This is a genomic window from Deferrisoma palaeochoriense (assembly GCF_054656955.1).
This window is the reverse complement of sequence record NZ_BAAHXI010000006.1, coordinates 1-16,102: the sequence shown is the minus strand read 5'-3', so window position 1 is coordinate 16,102 and position 16,102 is coordinate 1. Positions and strand designations below refer to the sequence as shown.

The window sequence follows — 16,102 nt, the reverse complement described above, 5'->3', positions numbered from 1 at the left end:
GTCACTGCCTCCGGTGCACGAGGCTTTCCAGGTGGACCTTCCGGGTCGTGCCGAACCGGTCGGTCCAGGAGCACTCCACCGCGATCCGGGCGAAGTTGGTCTGGCCCGAGATGGCGATCGGTTCCACGGTCCAGACCCGGTCGATGGTGAACCCGGTTCCTTCCACCGTCACCGTATCGGTCGCGCCAAACACGCCGTCGCCGGCCGCGCCGTCGCCGTGGGCCCCGTCGTCGTACATCACCTCGTACACCGCGCCGTTCGAGGTGGTGAGCGTTGTGCCGCCGTTCGAGCCCGAAAGGAGCCCGGCCACGGTCTTGAGGGTCCCGCCGTCGTCCACCGAGGTGAACGAGGGGTTCGTGCTGATCAGGTAGTCGAAGTCGAACACGCTGAACCGGTCGCCCCGTTCCGAGGTGGCGTAGGAACGCAACTGCTCCATCTTTTCCTGGGCCGCCACGGTGGCGGCGGAGAGGAGGTGGCTGTAGGAGTTCGCCCGCACGTAGGTGATGCTCATCTTGGCCACGGCCAGTAGCCCGATGGCCAGCACCACCAGGGCCACCAGGGTCTCGACCAGGGTAAACCCCCCGTCCCGGCGTCCCCGCGTCCAACGATTCCACCGGGCCCCCATCACATCTCCTCCCACGACGACGAGGCCGTGTCGTAGCGGTAGAGGACGACCTGGCCGGCCCGGGTCACCTCCACGGCCCGCAGGCGGTCGTTTCGCACCCCCTTGTCGCCCGACGGCATGAGGTAGAAGGCGCCGGGCTGGGTCAGGAGGCCGTTGGGCAGGAAGGTGGCCCGGCTGTTCGGGAACGTCACGGCCGAGGTGAGGGTGGAACCGTCCACCCCGGTTACGGAGTTGTAATCGAGCTTCACGTTGGGGAACTCGGTGGCGAGGGAGATCGTCTTGACCACGGTGTTGGCGGTGGACCAGTTGTTGTCGTCGTCCTCGTACACCGTGATCGTCTGGGCGGTCCCGGCGTCGAACACCACGTGGTGGGTTTTGTTCTTGGCGATGGCCCGCATCCGGGCCAGGTTCATCTCGGTGGCGAGCGCCTTGGCCGCCCGGTCCACCCGGTATTTGGGAATGGTCTTGAGGATGCCCGGGGTCACGACGAGCCCCAGGATGCCGATGACGGCGATGGTGATCATGAGCTCCACCAGGGTGAAGCCCCGGCGGCGGTGTGCCCTCATGGCTTCGTTCCTCCCCGGACCGTGGGGTGTTCACCCCCGGATACCGTGCAAGCCGCGTTCCGTTTCAGGCCCGGCGCGAGCACCGGTTCCTCGGGGTCGGGCGGGGTGACCGCGAGGACCTCGAGCGCCGTGGTGCGGCCGGCCGCGACCAGGGCCGCCCCGGCCTCCCGCAGGGTGCGCATGCCCCCGGCCCGGGCCAGGGCCCGCAGGTGGGCCGTGGGCCGGGTCTGGTGGATCGCCTCGGCCAGGTCCGGCGTCACCGAGAGCACCTCGTAGACCCCGGTGCGGCCCAGGTACCCGGTGCGGCGGCACCGGGGGCAGCCCTCGCCCCTCCGCTCGGCGGTGTCGGCCGAAAGCCCCAGAGCCTCGGCGTGGGCCGGCTCGAGGGGCCGGAGTTCCGCACAATGGGGGCACGGGGTGCGCACGAGCCGCTGGGCCAGCACCCCGAGCAGGGTCGAGGACAGGAGGTAGGGCTCCACCCCCATGTCGAGGAGCCGGGTCACGGCGCTCGGGGCGTCGTTGGTGTGAACCGTGGAGAGCACGAGATGCCCGGTGAGCGACGCCTGGATCGCCATCCGGGCGGTCTCGGCGTCGCGGATCTCCCCCACCATGATGACGTCCGGGTCCTGCCGGAGCAGCGTCCGCAGGGCCGACGCGAAGGTGAGCCCGATCTGGGGCTGGACCCCCACCTGGTTGAAGGCCTCGACCACGTTCTCTATGGGGTCCTCCACCGTGGAGACGTTGCGGGCCTCGGTGGCGAGCCGGCGAAGCGCGGCGTACAGGGTGGTGGTTTTGCCCGAGCCCGTGGGCCCGGTCACGAGCACCAGGCCGTGGGGCCGCGCCAGGAACCCCTCGACCGCCTCGAGATCCCGGCCCTCGAGCCCCAGGTCGGGCAGATCGTTCTCCAGGATCTGGGGGTCGAAGATCCGCAAGACCACCTTTTCCCCGAAGGCCACGGGAAGGGTCGAGACCCGCAGTTCCACCGACCGGCCCTCGTGCTCGGTCTTGATGCGGCCGTCCTGGGGCAGGCGCTTTTCGGCGATGTCCATGCGGGCCAGGGTCTTGAGGCGCGACACGATGGCCCCGTGGACCCGGCGGGAGAACCGGTGCACCGTGTGGAGCACCCCGTCGATCCGAAGCCGCACCGTGGACTGCTCGCGCTTGGGCTCGATGTGGATGTCGCTCGCCCGCTGATCCAGGGCGTAGCGGAGCAGGTGGTCCACGGCCCGCACGATGTGGCTGTCGGCCGAATCGAGGTCGGCCTCGGGCCGCATCCGGAAGAACTGCTCCAGGTTCTGAAGGTCCGGCAGTTCCCCGAGGTCCCGCTCGGCCGCGGCCACCGAGGTCTGGAACCCGTAGATCTCCCGGATGAGCCGCAGGATCTCCCGCCGGGCCGCCAGATGCACGGCGAGCCGGCGGCCGAGCCGCTGGCGCACGGTGTCGAGGGCCGCCACGTCGAAGGGGTCGGCTACGGCCACGGGCACCGGGTCGGCCTTGGGATCCAACACGAGCACGGCGTGGCGCCGGGCAAACGCCCGGGGCAGGCACCGCACGATGGCCGCGGCGTCGAGCTTGAGGGGGTCGATCTGGATTCGGGGCACCCCGGCTGCCCGGGCGATCCCCTCGAGCACCCGGTCGGCGTCGAGGGGGCGGTCGGCCCCCGGGGGGACGAGGCCGAAGGAGAGCAGGAGCTCCACGGGGTCGGCCCCCAGGTCCGGCCCCAGGCGCCGGCGGAGCGCGGCCTCCTGGATCGAGGCCCGCTCGCGCACGTACCGGGCCTGGGTCTCCGTCAAAAGCCCCGGCCGGAGGCAGACCTCCACCAGGAACGCCACGTCGAGAACGCCCCGGGCGGGCACCTCGGGTTCGGGTCGGCACGGGTCCTGCAACAGCGAATCTCCTTGTCCCGAATCGGGGTCGTCTGCTAAGAAACCCCGGCGGCCCCTTCTCGAAGGGCGGACGAATGCCGAGCGGCTTCGTCCAGGCGGAACCGGCAAGCCCCGGGACCGACCGGAAGCGCTCGGACGGCGACGCGGGGCCCGGTATGCTACCCGGCCCCGGGGCCGGGGGCCAGGGGCGGCCCGCCGTTCCCCACACGGATCGGCACGGCGAACGGAAAACTCAAGGCGGCGGGGCGGAAAGGAGTCGGCGGGTTGCGGCGTTGGAGCGCGGTGGTCGGGGGGCTGTGTCTGGGGATCGCGGCCTGCGCCGGCTCGGCCCCGGTGCGGAAGGCGGGGGGGCCGGCGCCGGTGCCGGGCCGGAATACGGTGATCTCGGCGGGGCCCGCCGTCCCCGAGGCGCCGGCCACCGGGCCGGTCGCGGCCTCGGCCGAACCCCACAGCGAAACCCCAGCGCCCAACCCCGTGGGGGAGTCGCCTCCGGCTCCGGCCGGTTCCCCCCCGGCCCCCCCTGCGCCCAAACCGGTCGCCGGGGAGGCGCGCCGCCCCGCCCCCGCGCCCGAAGTGGCGGAATCCTCCCCTCCCGCTCCCCCTGGCGCTCGGCTGTTGCCCGAGGACGAAGGGGCCCCTCCCGCCGGGGCCCCGAGGGAATCCGCGACGGCGCCGTCCGCGCCGGAAGCGGTCGCGGCGGCCGAGCCGGAGGCGCCCCCGGGCCTGCCCATCCCCGACCATCCGGCCGTGTCGGCCCTGTTGGACGAGTTCTCGGGCGCCCGGCGGCGGAGTCTGGAGATCGCGTTCGAGCGGGGCGAGCGGTACCTGCCCATGATCCGGCGGATCCTGGCCGAGGAGGGGCTGCCGGAGGAGCTCGCCTATCTCGCCCTCGTGGAGAGCCATTTCGAGCCCGACGCCCGGTCCCCGGCCGGGGCGGTGGGCATGTGGCAGTTCATCGAGACCACGGCCCGGGCGAGCGGGCTTCGGGTGGACTGGTGGGTGGACGAGCGGCTCGATCCGGAACTGGCCACCCGGGCGGCGGCCCACCACCTCCGGGAACTCTACGAGCAGTTCGGGGACTGGGAGCTTGCGCTTGCGGCGTATAACGCGGGGCCGGGCGCCGTGGGCCGGGCCCTGCGGCGCTGCGGCGCCACCGACTTCTGGGGGCTCGCGGCGGCCGGGGAGCTGCGCAGCGAAACCTGCCGGTACGTGCCCAAGTTCTACGCGGCCGTGGCCATCGCCCGGGAGCCCGAGACCTACGGGCTTTCGTGGCGGCGGGACGTGGAGCCGTGGGACTACGACACGGTCTGGGTGGAGGCCCCGGTGGATCTCGCGACCGCGGCCCGGGCGGCCGGGGTGGGCCGTCGAAGCCTCGCGGAGCTCAACCCGGCCCTTCTGCGGGGCTGCACTCCGCCTGGGACCGGCGGCGCATACCCCCTGCGGGTGCCGCCGGGCCGTGGGGCCCTGGTGGCCGAGGCGTTGGAACGCCTGCCCCCGGAACAGCGGCTCTCCTTCGAGCGCTACCGGGTGCGGCCGGGGGACACCCTGTGGGGCATCGCCCGGCGGTTCGACACCCGGGTGGCGGCCATATCGGAGCTGAACCGGATCCGGTCGGCCCGGAGCCTCCGCCCGGGCCAGGAACTGGTCGTGCCCGTGCCCCGCGGGTTCAAGCCCCGGCGCCGGCCGGCCGATACGGTGGCCGCCGCCGACGGCTACCGCGTGAAGCCCGGGGACACGCTGTGGGGGATCGCCCGGCGGTTTGGAACCTCGGTGGACGAGTTGCGGCGGTGGAACGGGTTGGGCCGCTCGTCGCTTCTTCGGCCCGGGCAGGTGCTTCGGGTCCGGCCCGAACGGGTGGCCTCTAGCGCGGTCCACGTGGTGGAGCCCGGGGACACGCTGTGGGGCATCGCCCGCCGGTACGGGGTGGAGCTCTCGGATCTCCTGGATCTCAACGGATGGGGGGCCGACCGGGTGCTTCGGCCCGGCGACGAGGTCCGGGTGCCGGCCGGGGCGTCCGGCGGATGACCGGGTGTTCTCGTTGACACAAGCCCCGGCGTTCTGCTAGAAAACGCCGGACTTTCGGCCATGTGGGGTGGCCTGGGGCGCTCTTTTTCGTTTCTTGATCTTTTGGTTTCGGGGGCCGGCCCGAGGGCCGGTGCTGCTAGATGAAACCGCGGCTGGGTTTCGGTCGCGGCAGGTTGCGGAGGAACGGACGGGACGCATGCCCCAGCCCCGGCTTTCCCTTGTTGCGCTTCTCGCCTGGGCCGCCCTGGCGCCGGCCGGCGTGCGGGCCGCCACCTGGTCCGTGGACGCCACGATCTCGGACGAGCGGAAAACCGAGGTCACGGCCGAAGGCAGCGAGTCCACCGAGACGGTGGACCAGTCCTACTCGATTTCCTACGAGCTTCCCCTCCATTCCGATCTCGCCTTCTCCGTCGAACTCGGCCTGGACATCACCGACGAGATCAACGAGCCGGGGTACGACACCCGCCAGGTGGATCCCTCGGTGGATCTGGAGTTCCAGGGGCCGTGGTGGACCCTGACCGGGAGCTGGGAAACCTCTGTGAAGTCGTCCCACGACCCGGCCGAGGAGACCACCCGCGACGACTCCTGGAGCGCGGAACTGACCATGGAGCCCGAGGGCGATGCGCTCCCGGACCTGAGCTTTACCTTCCAGCGCGATCTCTCCAAGGAAGGGGGCGTCACCCAGACCGTGGACACCTCGCGCGAGGCCAGCCTCGACTACGCCTTCTGGGACCTTCTGGAACTCTCCTTCGACATCCAGCGCGACGACACCGACGACCGGATCAACCCCGACTCCGACACCGAGGACCGCCAGTACAGCTTCGACATCTCGTTCGACCGGGAGTTCGGCGAGCGGTTCAAGCTGGAGGCCCAGTGGACCAACGAGCGCCAGCAGAGCCTCACGCTGGCCGACGACGGAGACATCCTGGAGCGGGACGACAGCCTGAAAAACAACGTCCAAGTCCAGGCCACGTTCACCCCGCTGGACGATCTGGAGTTGAGCCTCGACCGGGAGATCGACTGGGACAAGGACCTGGAGCTGGCCACCCCGGTCGACGTGACGGATACCTGGACCGGGGAGGTGAGTTACGGCCGCTCCCTCACCGAGACGATCGACATCGACCTGAGCTACTCCGACGAGCGTAAGGACACCCGGGGGGCCGATCCGGGGTCCTACGCGATCACCCGGGACTATTCCGCCGCGATCGACTTCAGCCCCCTGGAGAACCTGACGATCTCCCCCTCGTTCGACCGGAGCGACAAGGACGAATGGTTCGACGACCCGGCCGAACCCAAGGACGAGTCGGTGGACGACACCTGGGAGATCCAACTGGACGCCTCGGTGTGGGACGACCAGGTCCAGCTTTCCCTGACCCGCACCTGGAACAAGACCACGGAGCAGGGCGACCGCACCACCGACGAGCGAAAGTGGGACGTGGAGTTCACGATCGCTTACGAGGGGGTGCCGGGCCTCACCTTGGAGCCGGACTACACCTACACCGAGGACGAGGACCTCCTGACGGAGCAGACGGACATCGAGCGCCAGTGGGAGGTGGGGATCCAGTACGAGCTCACGCTCGGGGACGTGACCACCCTGAGCCTCGACCACACCTACACCCGCACGAGCACCGACCCGGCCGAGGGAAAGGCGACCATCAAACGGGACGACGACACCGATGTGACGCTTTCGTTCTCGGATTTTCTCGCGGGGATGAGCCTGGAGTTGAGCCTGACCCGCTCGGCCTCGGACGAGAGCGAGGACGACAAGGGCCCGACGGTGGACTACACGTACTCGGTGACCTACGACTGGAGCTTCCTCGACCAATACGACCTGAGCTACGAGTACCAGTTCGACAAGAAGAGCGACGCCGAGGACACCCGCAACCACCAGGTGACCCTGTCGGCGGAGTTCCTGGAGGGCCTGCTCACGATCAGCTTCGAGTGGGAGCTCGATCAGCAGCTCGAGGGCGACAGGCGGGACACCCACCGGTACCTGATTGAGGTAGAGGGGCAGTTCTGATAAGGTGGCGCCGGTTTCTCGGCGCTTTGGACGAGCGAAACCCGAGGACCCGAGACTTGAGGAGGAGGAGACACCATGCGGCGGATGCTCTGGGCGGTGGGCGCGATCGCGCTGGCCACCATGATGGGATGCGCGGGGGCGTCGGTCAAAACCTATGCAAAACCCCCTGCCGGCCAACGCCAGTACGGCAAGGTGAAAAAGGTGGCGGTGCTGCCCTTCGACAGCGTCGTGGAAGGGGCCCAGGCGCCGCGGATCGCCGGGGACCTCTTTCTCCAGGAGCTCCTGAACCGCGGAACCTTCGACGTCGTGGAGGAGCCCCGGTACGTCAACGAGCTCATGAAGAAGCTCAAGCTCCGCAACACCGAGGGGCTCGACCGGGAGATCGTCCGGAAGATGGGCGAGGAGCTCCAGGCCCAGGCCCTCATCCTGGGGGATCTCCTCGTGTTTGGCCAGGAGGAGAACTCCGAGATCGTGGAGTTCGCCCTCCAGGTGAACATGATCGACACCGAGTCCGGTGACATCCTGTGGAGCGGCCGCACCTACGCCCGGTCGAGCACGACCCTGGGCGAGATCCTGGGGGTCAACAAGGGGCCCTCGCCCAACGACGTGGCGGCCCGGGGCGTGGCCCGGCTCGTGGCCCGGCTCGACGCCGAGTTCCGGGCGGCCCGGGAGGCCGAGGTGCAGCGGATGCTCGAGGCGGCCAAGGCTGCGGAACTGGCGGGAGAAGAGGGAGCCCCGGCCCCGGCCGCCGGGGAGCAGAAGCCCGCCGAGCCCGAGGTGGCCCCCGAGAAGCAGACCGAGGAGATCCTCCTCCAGGTGAAGCCGAAGTAGCGGCGGAGGGCAGGGACCCTGCTGAACCATCGAACCCGGCTTTGGCGAAGCGCCCTGGCGGGGGGGCTTGTGGCCGTGCTGGCGGCCTCGGTCGGCCTGGCGCGGGAACTCTCCTGGCGGTTCGACGAGGCCTACGGCGAGCGGGGCCGCGGCCGAAACGAGCTCCGGGACCCGGTGGACGTGGCGGTGACGGCCGGCGGCGAGATCGTCGCCTTGGACCGGGACCGCGAGGCTCTGGTGTGGTTTTCCCGGGCCGGCCGGTGGGAGAGGACCCTGGGTGGGAGCCGCGGTGCCGGGGAGGTCCGGCTCGACCGGCCGCGGCGGTTGGGGCTCGGGCCCGACGGCCGCCTTTGGGTGGTCGATACCGGAAACCACCGGCTGGTGGTGGTGGACAAGGAAGGCGCCGAGGCATTCGTTCTCGGAAGCCTCGGCAGCGCGGACGGCCGCTTTCGGCACCCGGCCGATGTAACGTTCGACGAACGGGGGCGTCTTTACGTGGCCGACGCCGGAAACGAGCGGATCCAGGTGTTTCGGCCCGACGGCGGGTTCCTCGCGTCCTGGGACCGACGAACCGGGGGGCGGCGCGACCACCTGGAAACGCCCGTCGCGGTCGCGTACACTCCCGAGGGGCGCGGGGGAATCTGGGTCCTCAACGAGGGGTGGCGAAGGCTCGAGCGGTTCGACCTCGAAGGCTCCTGGGAGGAAACCTTGGATCTCTCGGGTTGGCTGCCCGAGGGGGCGAAGTTGGTCGCCGTGGAGGTGGACCCCGTATTCTATCGGATGTTCTTGTCCGACGCCGGGTCCGGGAGGGTGTGGGTCCTGAACCGCCGGGGGGAGCGGGTCGCGGAGATCGGGGACGGGGTGGCCCCGTTTCGGCCTGCCGGGTTCGTGGTAGAGCGCGACTGGGACCTTTACCTGGCCGACCGGGCCGGCGCGCGGATTTTGAGGTTCACGAGGGAGTGATCGGTTTTCCTAGCGGAACCGGGAGAGGGGAACATGCTTCGGAAAGCCCTGTGTGCGTGGATCGTGGCGGCTGGCGTGGCGGCGCTCTGGGCGGGCGCCTCGGCCGCGGAAGAAAAGAAGATGACCCCGCTCGACATCCCGATGATCGGGGACATTGAGATGCTGAAGCCCGGGGACAAGGCGCCGGACTTTACGCTCGAGGACATCGAGGGCCGGCCGTTCCAGTTGGCGAAGGAGGCGCCGGGGAAGGTACACCTCCTCGTCTTCTGGTCCATCTTCTGCGAGCCGTGCAAGGCGGAGATGCCGATGATCGAACGGCTCTACGAGGAGTACCGCGACAAGGGGTTCGAGGTGATTGCGGTGGCCCTCGACGGCGAGCCGATGAAGAAGAGCATCCAGGGGCTGGTGAAGCAGCAGGGGTACACGTTCCGGGTGTTCATCGACAAGCTTGCCCCCGATGAGTCTTTCGTGGTGGCCGACCCCTACGGCGTGGCGGGCACGCCGACCCTGTACCTCGTGGGCAAGGACGGAAAGATCGCCTTCGCGGAGGTGGGATTGACCGACAAGGAGGTCCTCGAGGCGGAAGTCAAGAAAGCCCTGGGGCTCTGATCATGCGGCGCTCGGTCCGGGCGATCTTCGGGGCGGGAATCGGGGGGGCGGTCCTGTTGCTGGCCGCCCTTCCCGCTGTTTCGGCCGAGAAAGTACAACCTTTCACAGGGATGACCATCCCCGGCGACACGTTCGACCTGGCCGACCACCTGGGCAAGGTTCCCATTTTGCTCGATTTCGGCTCGATCTACTGCTCGAGCTGCGTCCAGTCCATCCCCAAACTCGTCAACCTCCAGAACAAGTACGGCGCCGAACGGCTACGGGTGGTGGGGGTGAACCTCGACACCTACAACGTGGCCCGGGTGCGGCGGTTCTACGGGCAGTTCAAGGACATCCTCTCGTTTCCGGTGGTGCTCGATCTTCAGCTGAAGATCAGCCGGGCGTTCGGGATCACCACCCTTCCCACCTACGTGCTGGTGGACCGCAACGGCGAGATCGTCCAGACCGTAGTGGGGTACAACGAGGAGCGCTGGAAAGAGCTCGAGGAGACCGTGCGCCGGGTCGTGGAGGAGGGGGCCACCGCCGCGCAGGTGGGGGCGGCGGTGGAAAACGTGGTCCTCCTCGCCCCGGACAATTTCACGAAGACCTACCAGGACTCGATCTCGGTGGTCGGTCTCACCGGGGGACGGAAAGGGCCGTTCGTCCTAAGGCTCAACGGCGGGAGCGAGAGGGAAGCCAAGAGCTACGGTAAGATGTTCTGGGTCCGCACCCCCCTGAGCCTCGGGTCCAACTACATCGAGATCCGGTACCCCGAAACCGAGGGAGGCGAAGGGAACCTCGCGATCGTGCTGTTCCGGGAACCCGTGATGGGCGAGGGGCTGCAGTCGCCCTTTCCGGAGTACCAGTTCCACACGCCCGACCACGAGGACCGGTGCCGCAATTGCCACCAGATGGAGCCCGAGGGCGGCGGGGAGGTGACGGTCATCACCACGTTCTGCCTGCGGTGCCACGGGTACCTCACCGACCAGAGCTGGGTCCACGGGCCGATTCCGGTGGGTGGATGCAGCCCCTGCCACGATTTCACAAGCAAGCCCCACAAGTACGACCTGGTGACCCAGGGGTCGGACCTGTGTTTCACCTGCCACGACGACATCCGGGCCAAGTTCACCCGGACGTACGTCCACGGGCCGGTGGTGATGGGGTTTTGCACCGTTTGTCACAGCCCCCACGGGTCGCCGTTCAAGTTCCAGATCCGGTTGCCCCAGGGGGACCTGTGCCTGTCGTGCCACGAGAACATGAAGGAGAAGATGAACCGGTTCGTGCTCCACAAACCTTTCGCCGACGGGAACTGTTCTGGGTGCCACGATCCCCACTCGTCGGACAACCCGAAGTATTTCCTGAAGGGGGAGGGGGAGGGCTTGTGCCGGCTGTGCCACGACGAGGACACCATGGCCCGCCATAAGCATCCCGTGGGCCGGCCGCCCAAGTTCACGGTGCCGGGCATGCGGCTCGATCCGGAAGGAAAGCTCATGTGCCTGAGCTGCCACGACCCCCACGCGTCGGACAGCGACCGCATGGCGCCCGTGCAGGGCGGCTGTTCGGGCTGCCACCAGATGTGAGGAAGCCCCGATGTCGGAAAAGGTCCCCACCGGGCTCGGTGTCCGGCTGATTCTGGTCTCGGCGGCCATCGTGGCGCTGGCCGCCCTGGTGGTCGGGGCCGTGGTCACGAAACTCAGCGAAGACGAGGTAAAGGCCCGGCTCCGGGCCGAGGCGGACGACCTGGCGCGGATCGTGGAGGAGGTGGCGGGTGCCGGATCCGGGGAGGCCGACCTGTCCCGGGTGGTGCTGCGCAACCGCTTGCGGCGCGCGGGGGGGGCCTGGGTGGTGGACCGGGAGGGGCGGGTCGTGGCCGCGCCAGCCGGCATGCCGGAGGCCGCTAGCCTGGGTGAGGTGGAGGTCGAGCTCCTGGCGGCCCACAAGCCCCTGGAGGCCCTGGGAGACCGCACTCAGGGGAACCGGCTGAAGCTGGCGGCTGCGGCCGAGGGGTACGAGGCCGGGATCGGGATCGCCACCCTGTTCGGCGAGGACCGGATCGTGGCGTTCCGCGTGCTCAAGGACCGGGGCTGGGTGGTGGCGGTGGACGAGCCCTACGCGTCGTCGAGCAGCATTGCCGCGAGTCTCAAGAAATACGTGCTTCTGACCTGCGCGGTGCTGGGGGTGGCCATCCTGCTGAGCACGGCGCTGTCCGTGTCGCTCGTGATCAAGCCGTTCTACCGGGAGCGCCTCGAACTCCTCGGCCGCGTGGAGGCCGCCAACCGAAATCTCCGCAAGCTCCATGAGGTTTCGGTGAGCATGCAGAAAACCCTGTCCCTGGAGGACCGGATCCGTACGATCCTCGGGGCGGCCCACGAGGTGCTGGGGCTCGACCGGATCTTCCTCTTTCTCCCCAACCCCGAGGAAACGGTGCTCGAGTGTAAGGGCGCGTTCGGAAACCAGGACGAGCCCCCGGAGGAAATCCGCCTGCCGCTCGGGCCGGGCGGTGGGGTGATCGCCCAGGCGTTCCTGCAGAAGCGCACCTACCGGGTGGAAAACGCCCGGGAACTGCCGTCGGAGCTGCGGCTCCAGCCCCCCTACGATGAGATCCGGGCGCTCCGGAGCCGGAGCTTCATCGTGATCCCGATGATCGTGGAGAGCGACTGCGTCGGGGTGGTGGCCGTGGACAACCAGCTCAGCAAACGCCCGATTCCCGGCGAGGTCATCGAGACCCTCGAGCTTTTCACGAGCCAGGCCGCCGTGGCGATCGAGAACGCGCGCCTGTACCAGCAGCTCAAGCTCTATGCGAACGAACTCGAGGTCACCGACCATCTGACGCAGCTTTTCACGTTCTTCCACTTCAAGAAGCTCCTCCAAGGCGAGATCGACCGGGCGCGGTTGACCGGGTCGCCGCTGTCGCTTCTGGTCGTGCGGATCGACAACTTCGCGGCCTACAACGAGCGGTTGGGTCAGAAATTCGGCGACGAGGTGCTAAAGCGCGTGGCCGAGGTGATCCGGGCGAAGAGCGGAGGAAAGGAAGTGATCGGCCGGTGCTTCGGTTCCACCTTCGCGGTGCTGATGCCGGGGATGGACGCCGAGGCGGCGCGCCAACGGGCCGCGGATCTGGTCGCCGCCCTGGAGGAGCAGTCCTACCCGGGCGAGGACGCCCTGGCCGAGGGACGCCTGCGGTTCGTGGCGGCCTGGGCCGAGTACCAGAGGGGTGAGGCCGCGAACGCCGAGGAGTTCTTCTCCCGGGTGAACGAACAGACGAAAGAGGCCCGGGCGTGACGGGGTACCGCAATCCCCTGCCGACGGTGGACGTGGTCATCCTCCGGGACGACGGGGTGGTTCTCGTACGGCGCAGGAACCCGCCCCACGGGTGGGCTCTGCCCGGGGGGTTCGTGGAGGAGGGGGAGTGCCTGGAGGCGGCGGCCGCCCGGGAGGCGTTTGAGGAGACAGGGCTTCGGGTGCGGTTGCGGGAGCAGTTCTTCACCTACTCGGATCCCCGGCGAGATCCGCGCCGCCACACGATCACGACGGTGTACCTGGCGGAGGCCGACGGGGAGCCTGCGGCCGGAAGCGACGCGGCCGACGTCAAGGTCTGGTCGTGGGATCGTCTGCCCGAACCCCTTTGTTTCGACCACGGGCGGATTCTGGCCGACGTGCGCCGCTATCTGACCACGGGGGAACGGCGAAGGCTGGAGAACGGCTAGAACGCTGGGAAGCCGGGAAGCGTGTCCTCCCTCACCCCGGCCCTCTCCCCCCGGTGGGGGGAGAGGGAGTCGCCCTCTTCCGGGGGCGCCCCCCCGTGTCCCTCTAGTGCATTCGCAGGTAGCAGCAGTGGCCGAAGGGCCGGCCTGAGCCGCAGGGGCAGGGGGCCCCCAGGTCGGGCCTGGCCGGATGGGAGGGAACCGGCTCGCCGGCGCTTTCGGCCTCCTGCTCCTCCCGGCGCCAGCGCTCCTGGCGTTTCTCGATCTCTTCCGGATCGTAGAAGGTGAGCCAGTCCCTCTGGTAGTATTCCAGGCCGGCGTCCCCGGTCCGGTCCTCCAGTAGGTCGTCCACCTCCCAGTCGTAAAACACGCCCTGGTAGTCCGGATCGTCCCGGTGCCGGGCGGCCTCCTCGCGCCCGAAGGCCAGCAGGAGGTCGCGGTAGCGGCGCGCCTTGAGGTCCACGAGCACGTTGGCCGCGGTCTGCCGAAGGTACAGGGGTTCCTGGGGGCTTCGCAGGATCGCCGCGGCCGTCTCGGTCACCTCCCGGGTCCGGCGGCGGTGGCCGATGGCCGCGGCCACCGCGGAGGCGAGCGCCACCGAGCGGGCCCCCGGCCCCGCGGTCACGTCGGCCACGATCCGCATCAGGGGCACGTGGGCCACGTCGCCGATGCGGCCGAAGATGCTGGGGAGATCCTCGGTCACCCAGTCGCAGTCAAAGGCGTCGGCCCAGCGGAGCGCCGTGAGGAGGGGAACGAGGGCATCCCCGGTCTCCATCGCCCCCAGGATGTAGGTGGCGTGAACCACGGCCCACCACTCCGGGAGTTGCTGGGTCCACGCCCGTTTGTCGGACACGATCTCGGCAAGCCGCGGCAGCATCCGGTCCCCGCGGCGCAGGAACTCCTCCACCGCCTCCCGGGGCAACCTGTCCCCGGCGGTGTAGAGGAGTTCCACCAGTTCGTCGTCCGTAAGCCCCCGAAACCTCTGGTCGGCCATCGGTTTCCTAGTCGCCGAGGCGGGCGGCCGCCTCCGCGAACCGGCGGAGCCCTTCGCGAATCGCGTCGTCCGAGGTCGCGTAGGAGAGTCGCAGGTGGCGGTCGGAACCGAAGGGTTCCCCGGGAACCACGGCGATCCGGGCCTCGTCCAGAAGGTACGCGGCCAGGTCCGCGGGGCATCCGATCTCCCGGTCGCCCCACCGGCGCCCGAGGAGGCCCGCCACGTTGGGAAACACGTAGAACGCACCCTCCGGGGAGCGGCAGGTGACCCCCGGGATCCGGTTGAGGGTCTCCACGATCAGGCCCCGGCGGGCCTCGAACGCCCGGCGCATCTCCTCCACGCAGTCCTGGGGGCCGGTCAGGGCGGCCACGGCGCCCTTCTGGGCGAAGCTCGTGGGGTTCGAAGCCGACTGGCTCTGGAGGGCCTCCATGGCGGCGATCGCCTCGGCCGGCCCGGCCGCGTACCCGATGCGCCACCCGGTCATCGCGTAGGTCTTGCTCACCCCGTTCACGATGACGGTGCGGTCCCGGAGTTCCGGCGCCACCTCCAGAATGCTCGTGAACCGCGCTTCCCCGTACACGAGCCGGTGATAGATGTCGTCGCTCACGATCACCACGTCCCGGCCCCGGAGCACCTCGGCAAGCGCCACGAGGTCCTCCCTGGTGTAGAGTGCCCCCGTGGGGTTCGAGGGGCTGTTGAGCACCAGGGCCTTGGTGCGGGGCGTGAGGGCGGCCTCGAGGGCCTCGGGCCGCATCCGGAACCCGTCCTCCTCGGCCGTCGGGAGGATCACCGACCGACCGCCGGCCAGTTGGATCTGGTCCGGATAGCTCACCCAGTAGGGCGCCGGCACGATCACCTCATCACCGGGCTCGAGGAGCACCTGGAAGAGATTGAAGAGGATGTGTTTGGCGCCGCACGCCACCGTGATCTCGTTCGCCCCGTACCGCAGGCCGTAGTCGGCCTCGATCCGGGCGCCGACGGCCTTCTTGAGCTCCGGCGTGCCGCCGGCCGGCGTGTAGCGCGTGTCCCCCCCCCGCAGGGCTTCCACGGCGGCCTCCACGGCGTGGGCCGGGGTGCCGAAGTCGGGCTCCCCGGCCCCGAACCCGATCACGTCGATCCCCTGGGCCCGAAGCTGTTTCGCCTTGGCCGTAATCGCCAGGGTGGGGGAGGGCTTCAGCAGTTTGGCGCGAGAACTCAGCTTCACGGGTTACCTCCGTTCGTGGGGGGCCGGCGAAACTTGGCGCGAAGCGCGTCGATCACCAGGTCGGGGGCCAGATCTTTGATGCAGCCCCCGAGCTCGAACACCTCCTTCAGGATTCTCGAGCTCACATAACTGTAGTTCTCTTTCGAGGCCAGGAAGAACGTGTCCATCTCGGGGTAAATCTTCCGGTTCATGAGGGCCATCTGGAACTCGTACTCGAAATCGCTGACGGCCCGCAACCCGCGCACCACCACCCGGTAGCCGTTGCGCCGCAGGTACTCCACCAGCAGCCCCTGGAACGCATCCACCTGGACCTTGGGCTGGTCGGCGAACACGCGCCGTATGAGCTCGATGCGCTCCTCCACCGAGAACAGGGTGCGCTTGTCCCGATTCACGGCCACGAGCACCACCACCCGGTCGAACACCTCGGCCGTGCGCTCGATGATGTCCACGTGGCCGTTGGTGATGGGGTCGAAGCTTCCGGGGTAAACCGCCACCGATTCGCTCACGATGTCCCTCCAGGGGGCGCCGGTGTCCCTCTCGCGCCCAAGGTCGGATCGGGCGCGGCCACCGTGTCAGGAGTCAGTGGACAGACGACAGGGGAATTCTCTGACCTCTGACTTCTGAATTCTGGCCCCTGATACGGCAGCCGCTCCCACAGGTTGACCGGCGCGATGACGTCGGGATCCCGAATGTTCT

Annotated in this window: 14 protein-coding genes; 8 read left to right on the top strand and 6 right to left on the bottom strand. The window is 69.2% G+C overall.

The window, feature by feature from the left end; translation table 11 throughout:
* Position 1: 1 nt before the first annotated feature.
* The 3 genes from ACYQ8L_RS02930 to ACYQ8L_RS02920 are packed head-to-tail and all read right to left on the bottom strand — an operon-like array spanning position 2 to position 3,077.
* Complete coding sequence (locus ACYQ8L_RS02930; RefSeq protein ID WP_459940271.1) at positions 2–625, bottom strand: type IV pilus modification PilV family protein; 624 nt, start codon at positions 623–625, stop codon at positions 2–4.
* On the bottom strand, positions 625–1,191 hold the full coding sequence (locus ACYQ8L_RS02925) for a GspH/FimT family pseudopilin (protein WP_459940270.1): 567 nt from the start codon (positions 1,189–1,191) through the stop codon (positions 625–627). The genes ACYQ8L_RS02930 and ACYQ8L_RS02925 overlap by 1 nt, the downstream gene beginning before the upstream one ends.
* Entirely contained in the window at positions 1,188–3,077 is a 1,890-nt protein-coding gene (locus tag ACYQ8L_RS02920) for a GspE/PulE family protein (RefSeq protein WP_459940269.1), read from the bottom strand. Before ACYQ8L_RS02920 ends, ACYQ8L_RS02925 begins: the two co-directional genes overlap by 4 nt.
* A gap of 264 nt (positions 3,078–3,341) precedes the next feature.
* Here ACYQ8L_RS02920 and ACYQ8L_RS02915 point away from each other — a divergent pair, with 264 nt between their 5' ends.
* The 8 genes from ACYQ8L_RS02915 to ACYQ8L_RS02880 all read left to right on the top strand — a co-directional run bounded on the left by ACYQ8L_RS02915 (position 3,342) and on the right by ACYQ8L_RS02880 (position 13,211).
* Entirely contained in the window at positions 3,342–5,102 is a 1,761-nt protein-coding gene (locus ACYQ8L_RS02915; RefSeq protein ID WP_459940268.1) for a LysM peptidoglycan-binding domain-containing protein, read from the top strand.
* A 196-nt stretch (positions 5,103–5,298) separates the two neighbouring features.
* A complete protein-coding gene (locus tag ACYQ8L_RS02910; protein WP_459940267.1) occupies positions 5,299–7,122 on the top strand; it encodes a TonB-dependent receptor in 1,824 nt (607 codons plus the stop codon).
* A gap of 75 nt (positions 7,123–7,197) precedes the next feature.
* A complete protein-coding gene (locus ACYQ8L_RS02905) occupies positions 7,198–7,953 on the top strand; it encodes a hypothetical protein (RefSeq protein WP_459940266.1) in 756 nt (251 codons plus the stop codon).
* A 69-nt stretch (positions 7,954–8,022) separates the two neighbouring features.
* Complete coding sequence (locus ACYQ8L_RS02900) at positions 8,023–8,916, top strand: NHL repeat-containing protein (RefSeq protein WP_459940265.1); 894 nt, start codon at positions 8,023–8,025, stop codon at positions 8,914–8,916.
* Positions 8,917–8,949: 33 nt separating this feature from the next.
* The gene (locus ACYQ8L_RS02895; protein ID WP_459940264.1) at positions 8,950–9,525 is read left to right on the top strand and encodes a TlpA family protein disulfide reductase; all 576 of its coding nucleotides are present in this window, start codon (positions 8,950–8,952) and stop codon (positions 9,523–9,525) included.
* Between the two features lie 2 nt (positions 9,526–9,527).
* A complete protein-coding gene (locus ACYQ8L_RS02890; RefSeq protein ID WP_459940263.1) occupies positions 9,528–11,084 on the top strand; it encodes a cytochrome c3 family protein in 1,557 nt (518 codons plus the stop codon).
* 10 nt (positions 11,085–11,094) lie between these two features.
* On the top strand, positions 11,095–12,786 hold the full coding sequence (locus tag ACYQ8L_RS02885; RefSeq protein WP_459940262.1) for a sensor domain-containing diguanylate cyclase: 1,692 nt from the start codon (positions 11,095–11,097) through the stop codon (positions 12,784–12,786).
* Positions 12,783–13,211 (top strand): NUDIX domain-containing protein, encoded by a 429-nt coding sequence (locus tag ACYQ8L_RS02880; protein ID WP_459940261.1) that lies wholly within the window; start codon positions 12,783–12,785, stop codon positions 13,209–13,211. Before ACYQ8L_RS02885 ends, ACYQ8L_RS02880 begins: the two co-directional genes overlap by 4 nt.
* 103 nt (positions 13,212–13,314) lie before the next feature.
* Here ACYQ8L_RS02880 and ACYQ8L_RS02875 read toward each other — a convergent pair whose 3' ends face one another.
* Genes ACYQ8L_RS02875 through coaD form a run of 3 tightly spaced genes read right to left on the bottom strand, consistent with a single transcriptional unit; the run spans position 13,315 to position 15,912 of the window.
* On the bottom strand, positions 13,315–14,202 hold the full coding sequence (locus ACYQ8L_RS02875) for an SEC-C domain-containing protein (protein ID WP_459940260.1): 888 nt from the start codon (positions 14,200–14,202) through the stop codon (positions 13,315–13,317).
* Between the two features lie 7 nt (positions 14,203–14,209).
* On the bottom strand, positions 14,210–15,406 hold the full coding sequence (locus tag ACYQ8L_RS02870) for a pyridoxal phosphate-dependent aminotransferase (protein ID WP_459940259.1): 1,197 nt from the start codon (positions 15,404–15,406) through the stop codon (positions 14,210–14,212).
* Positions 15,403–15,912 carry a pantetheine-phosphate adenylyltransferase gene (gene coaD, locus ACYQ8L_RS02865; protein ID WP_459940258.1) on the bottom strand — a complete coding sequence of 170 codons (510 nt, stop codon included), beginning with the start codon at positions 15,910–15,912 and terminating at the stop codon, positions 15,403–15,405. The genes ACYQ8L_RS02870 and coaD overlap by 4 nt, the downstream gene beginning before the upstream one ends.
* Positions 15,913–16,102: the final 190 nt, after the last annotated feature.

Excerpts from the sequence above, each read along its gene's own strand:
- ACYQ8L_RS02905 (WP_459940266.1), top strand. The coding sequence starts at position 7,198 with ATGCGGCGGATGCTCTGGGCGGTGGGCGCGATCGCGCTGGCCACCATG.
- ACYQ8L_RS02885 (WP_459940262.1), top strand. The coding sequence starts at position 11,095 with ATGTCGGAAAAGGTCCCCACCGGGCTCGGTGTCCGGCTGATTCTGGTC.
- ACYQ8L_RS02895 (WP_459940264.1), top strand. The coding sequence starts at position 8,950 with ATGCTTCGGAAAGCCCTGTGTGCGTGGATCGTGGCGGCTGGCGTGGCG.
- ACYQ8L_RS02890 (WP_459940263.1), top strand. The coding sequence starts at position 9,528 with ATGCGGCGCTCGGTCCGGGCGATCTTCGGGGCGGGAATCGGGGGGGCG.
- ACYQ8L_RS02925 (WP_459940270.1), bottom strand. The coding sequence starts at position 1,191 with ATGAGGGCACACCGCCGCCGGGGCTTCACCCTGGTGGAGCTCATGATC.
- ACYQ8L_RS02910 (WP_459940267.1), top strand. The coding sequence starts at position 5,299 with ATGCCCCAGCCCCGGCTTTCCCTTGTTGCGCTTCTCGCCTGGGCCGCC.
- ACYQ8L_RS02930 (WP_459940271.1), bottom strand. The coding sequence starts at position 625 with ATGGGGGCCCGGTGGAATCGTTGGACGCGGGGACGCCGGGACGGGGGG.
- ACYQ8L_RS02875 (WP_459940260.1), bottom strand. The coding sequence starts at position 14,202 with ATGGCCGACCAGAGGTTTCGGGGGCTTACGGACGACGAACTGGTGGAA.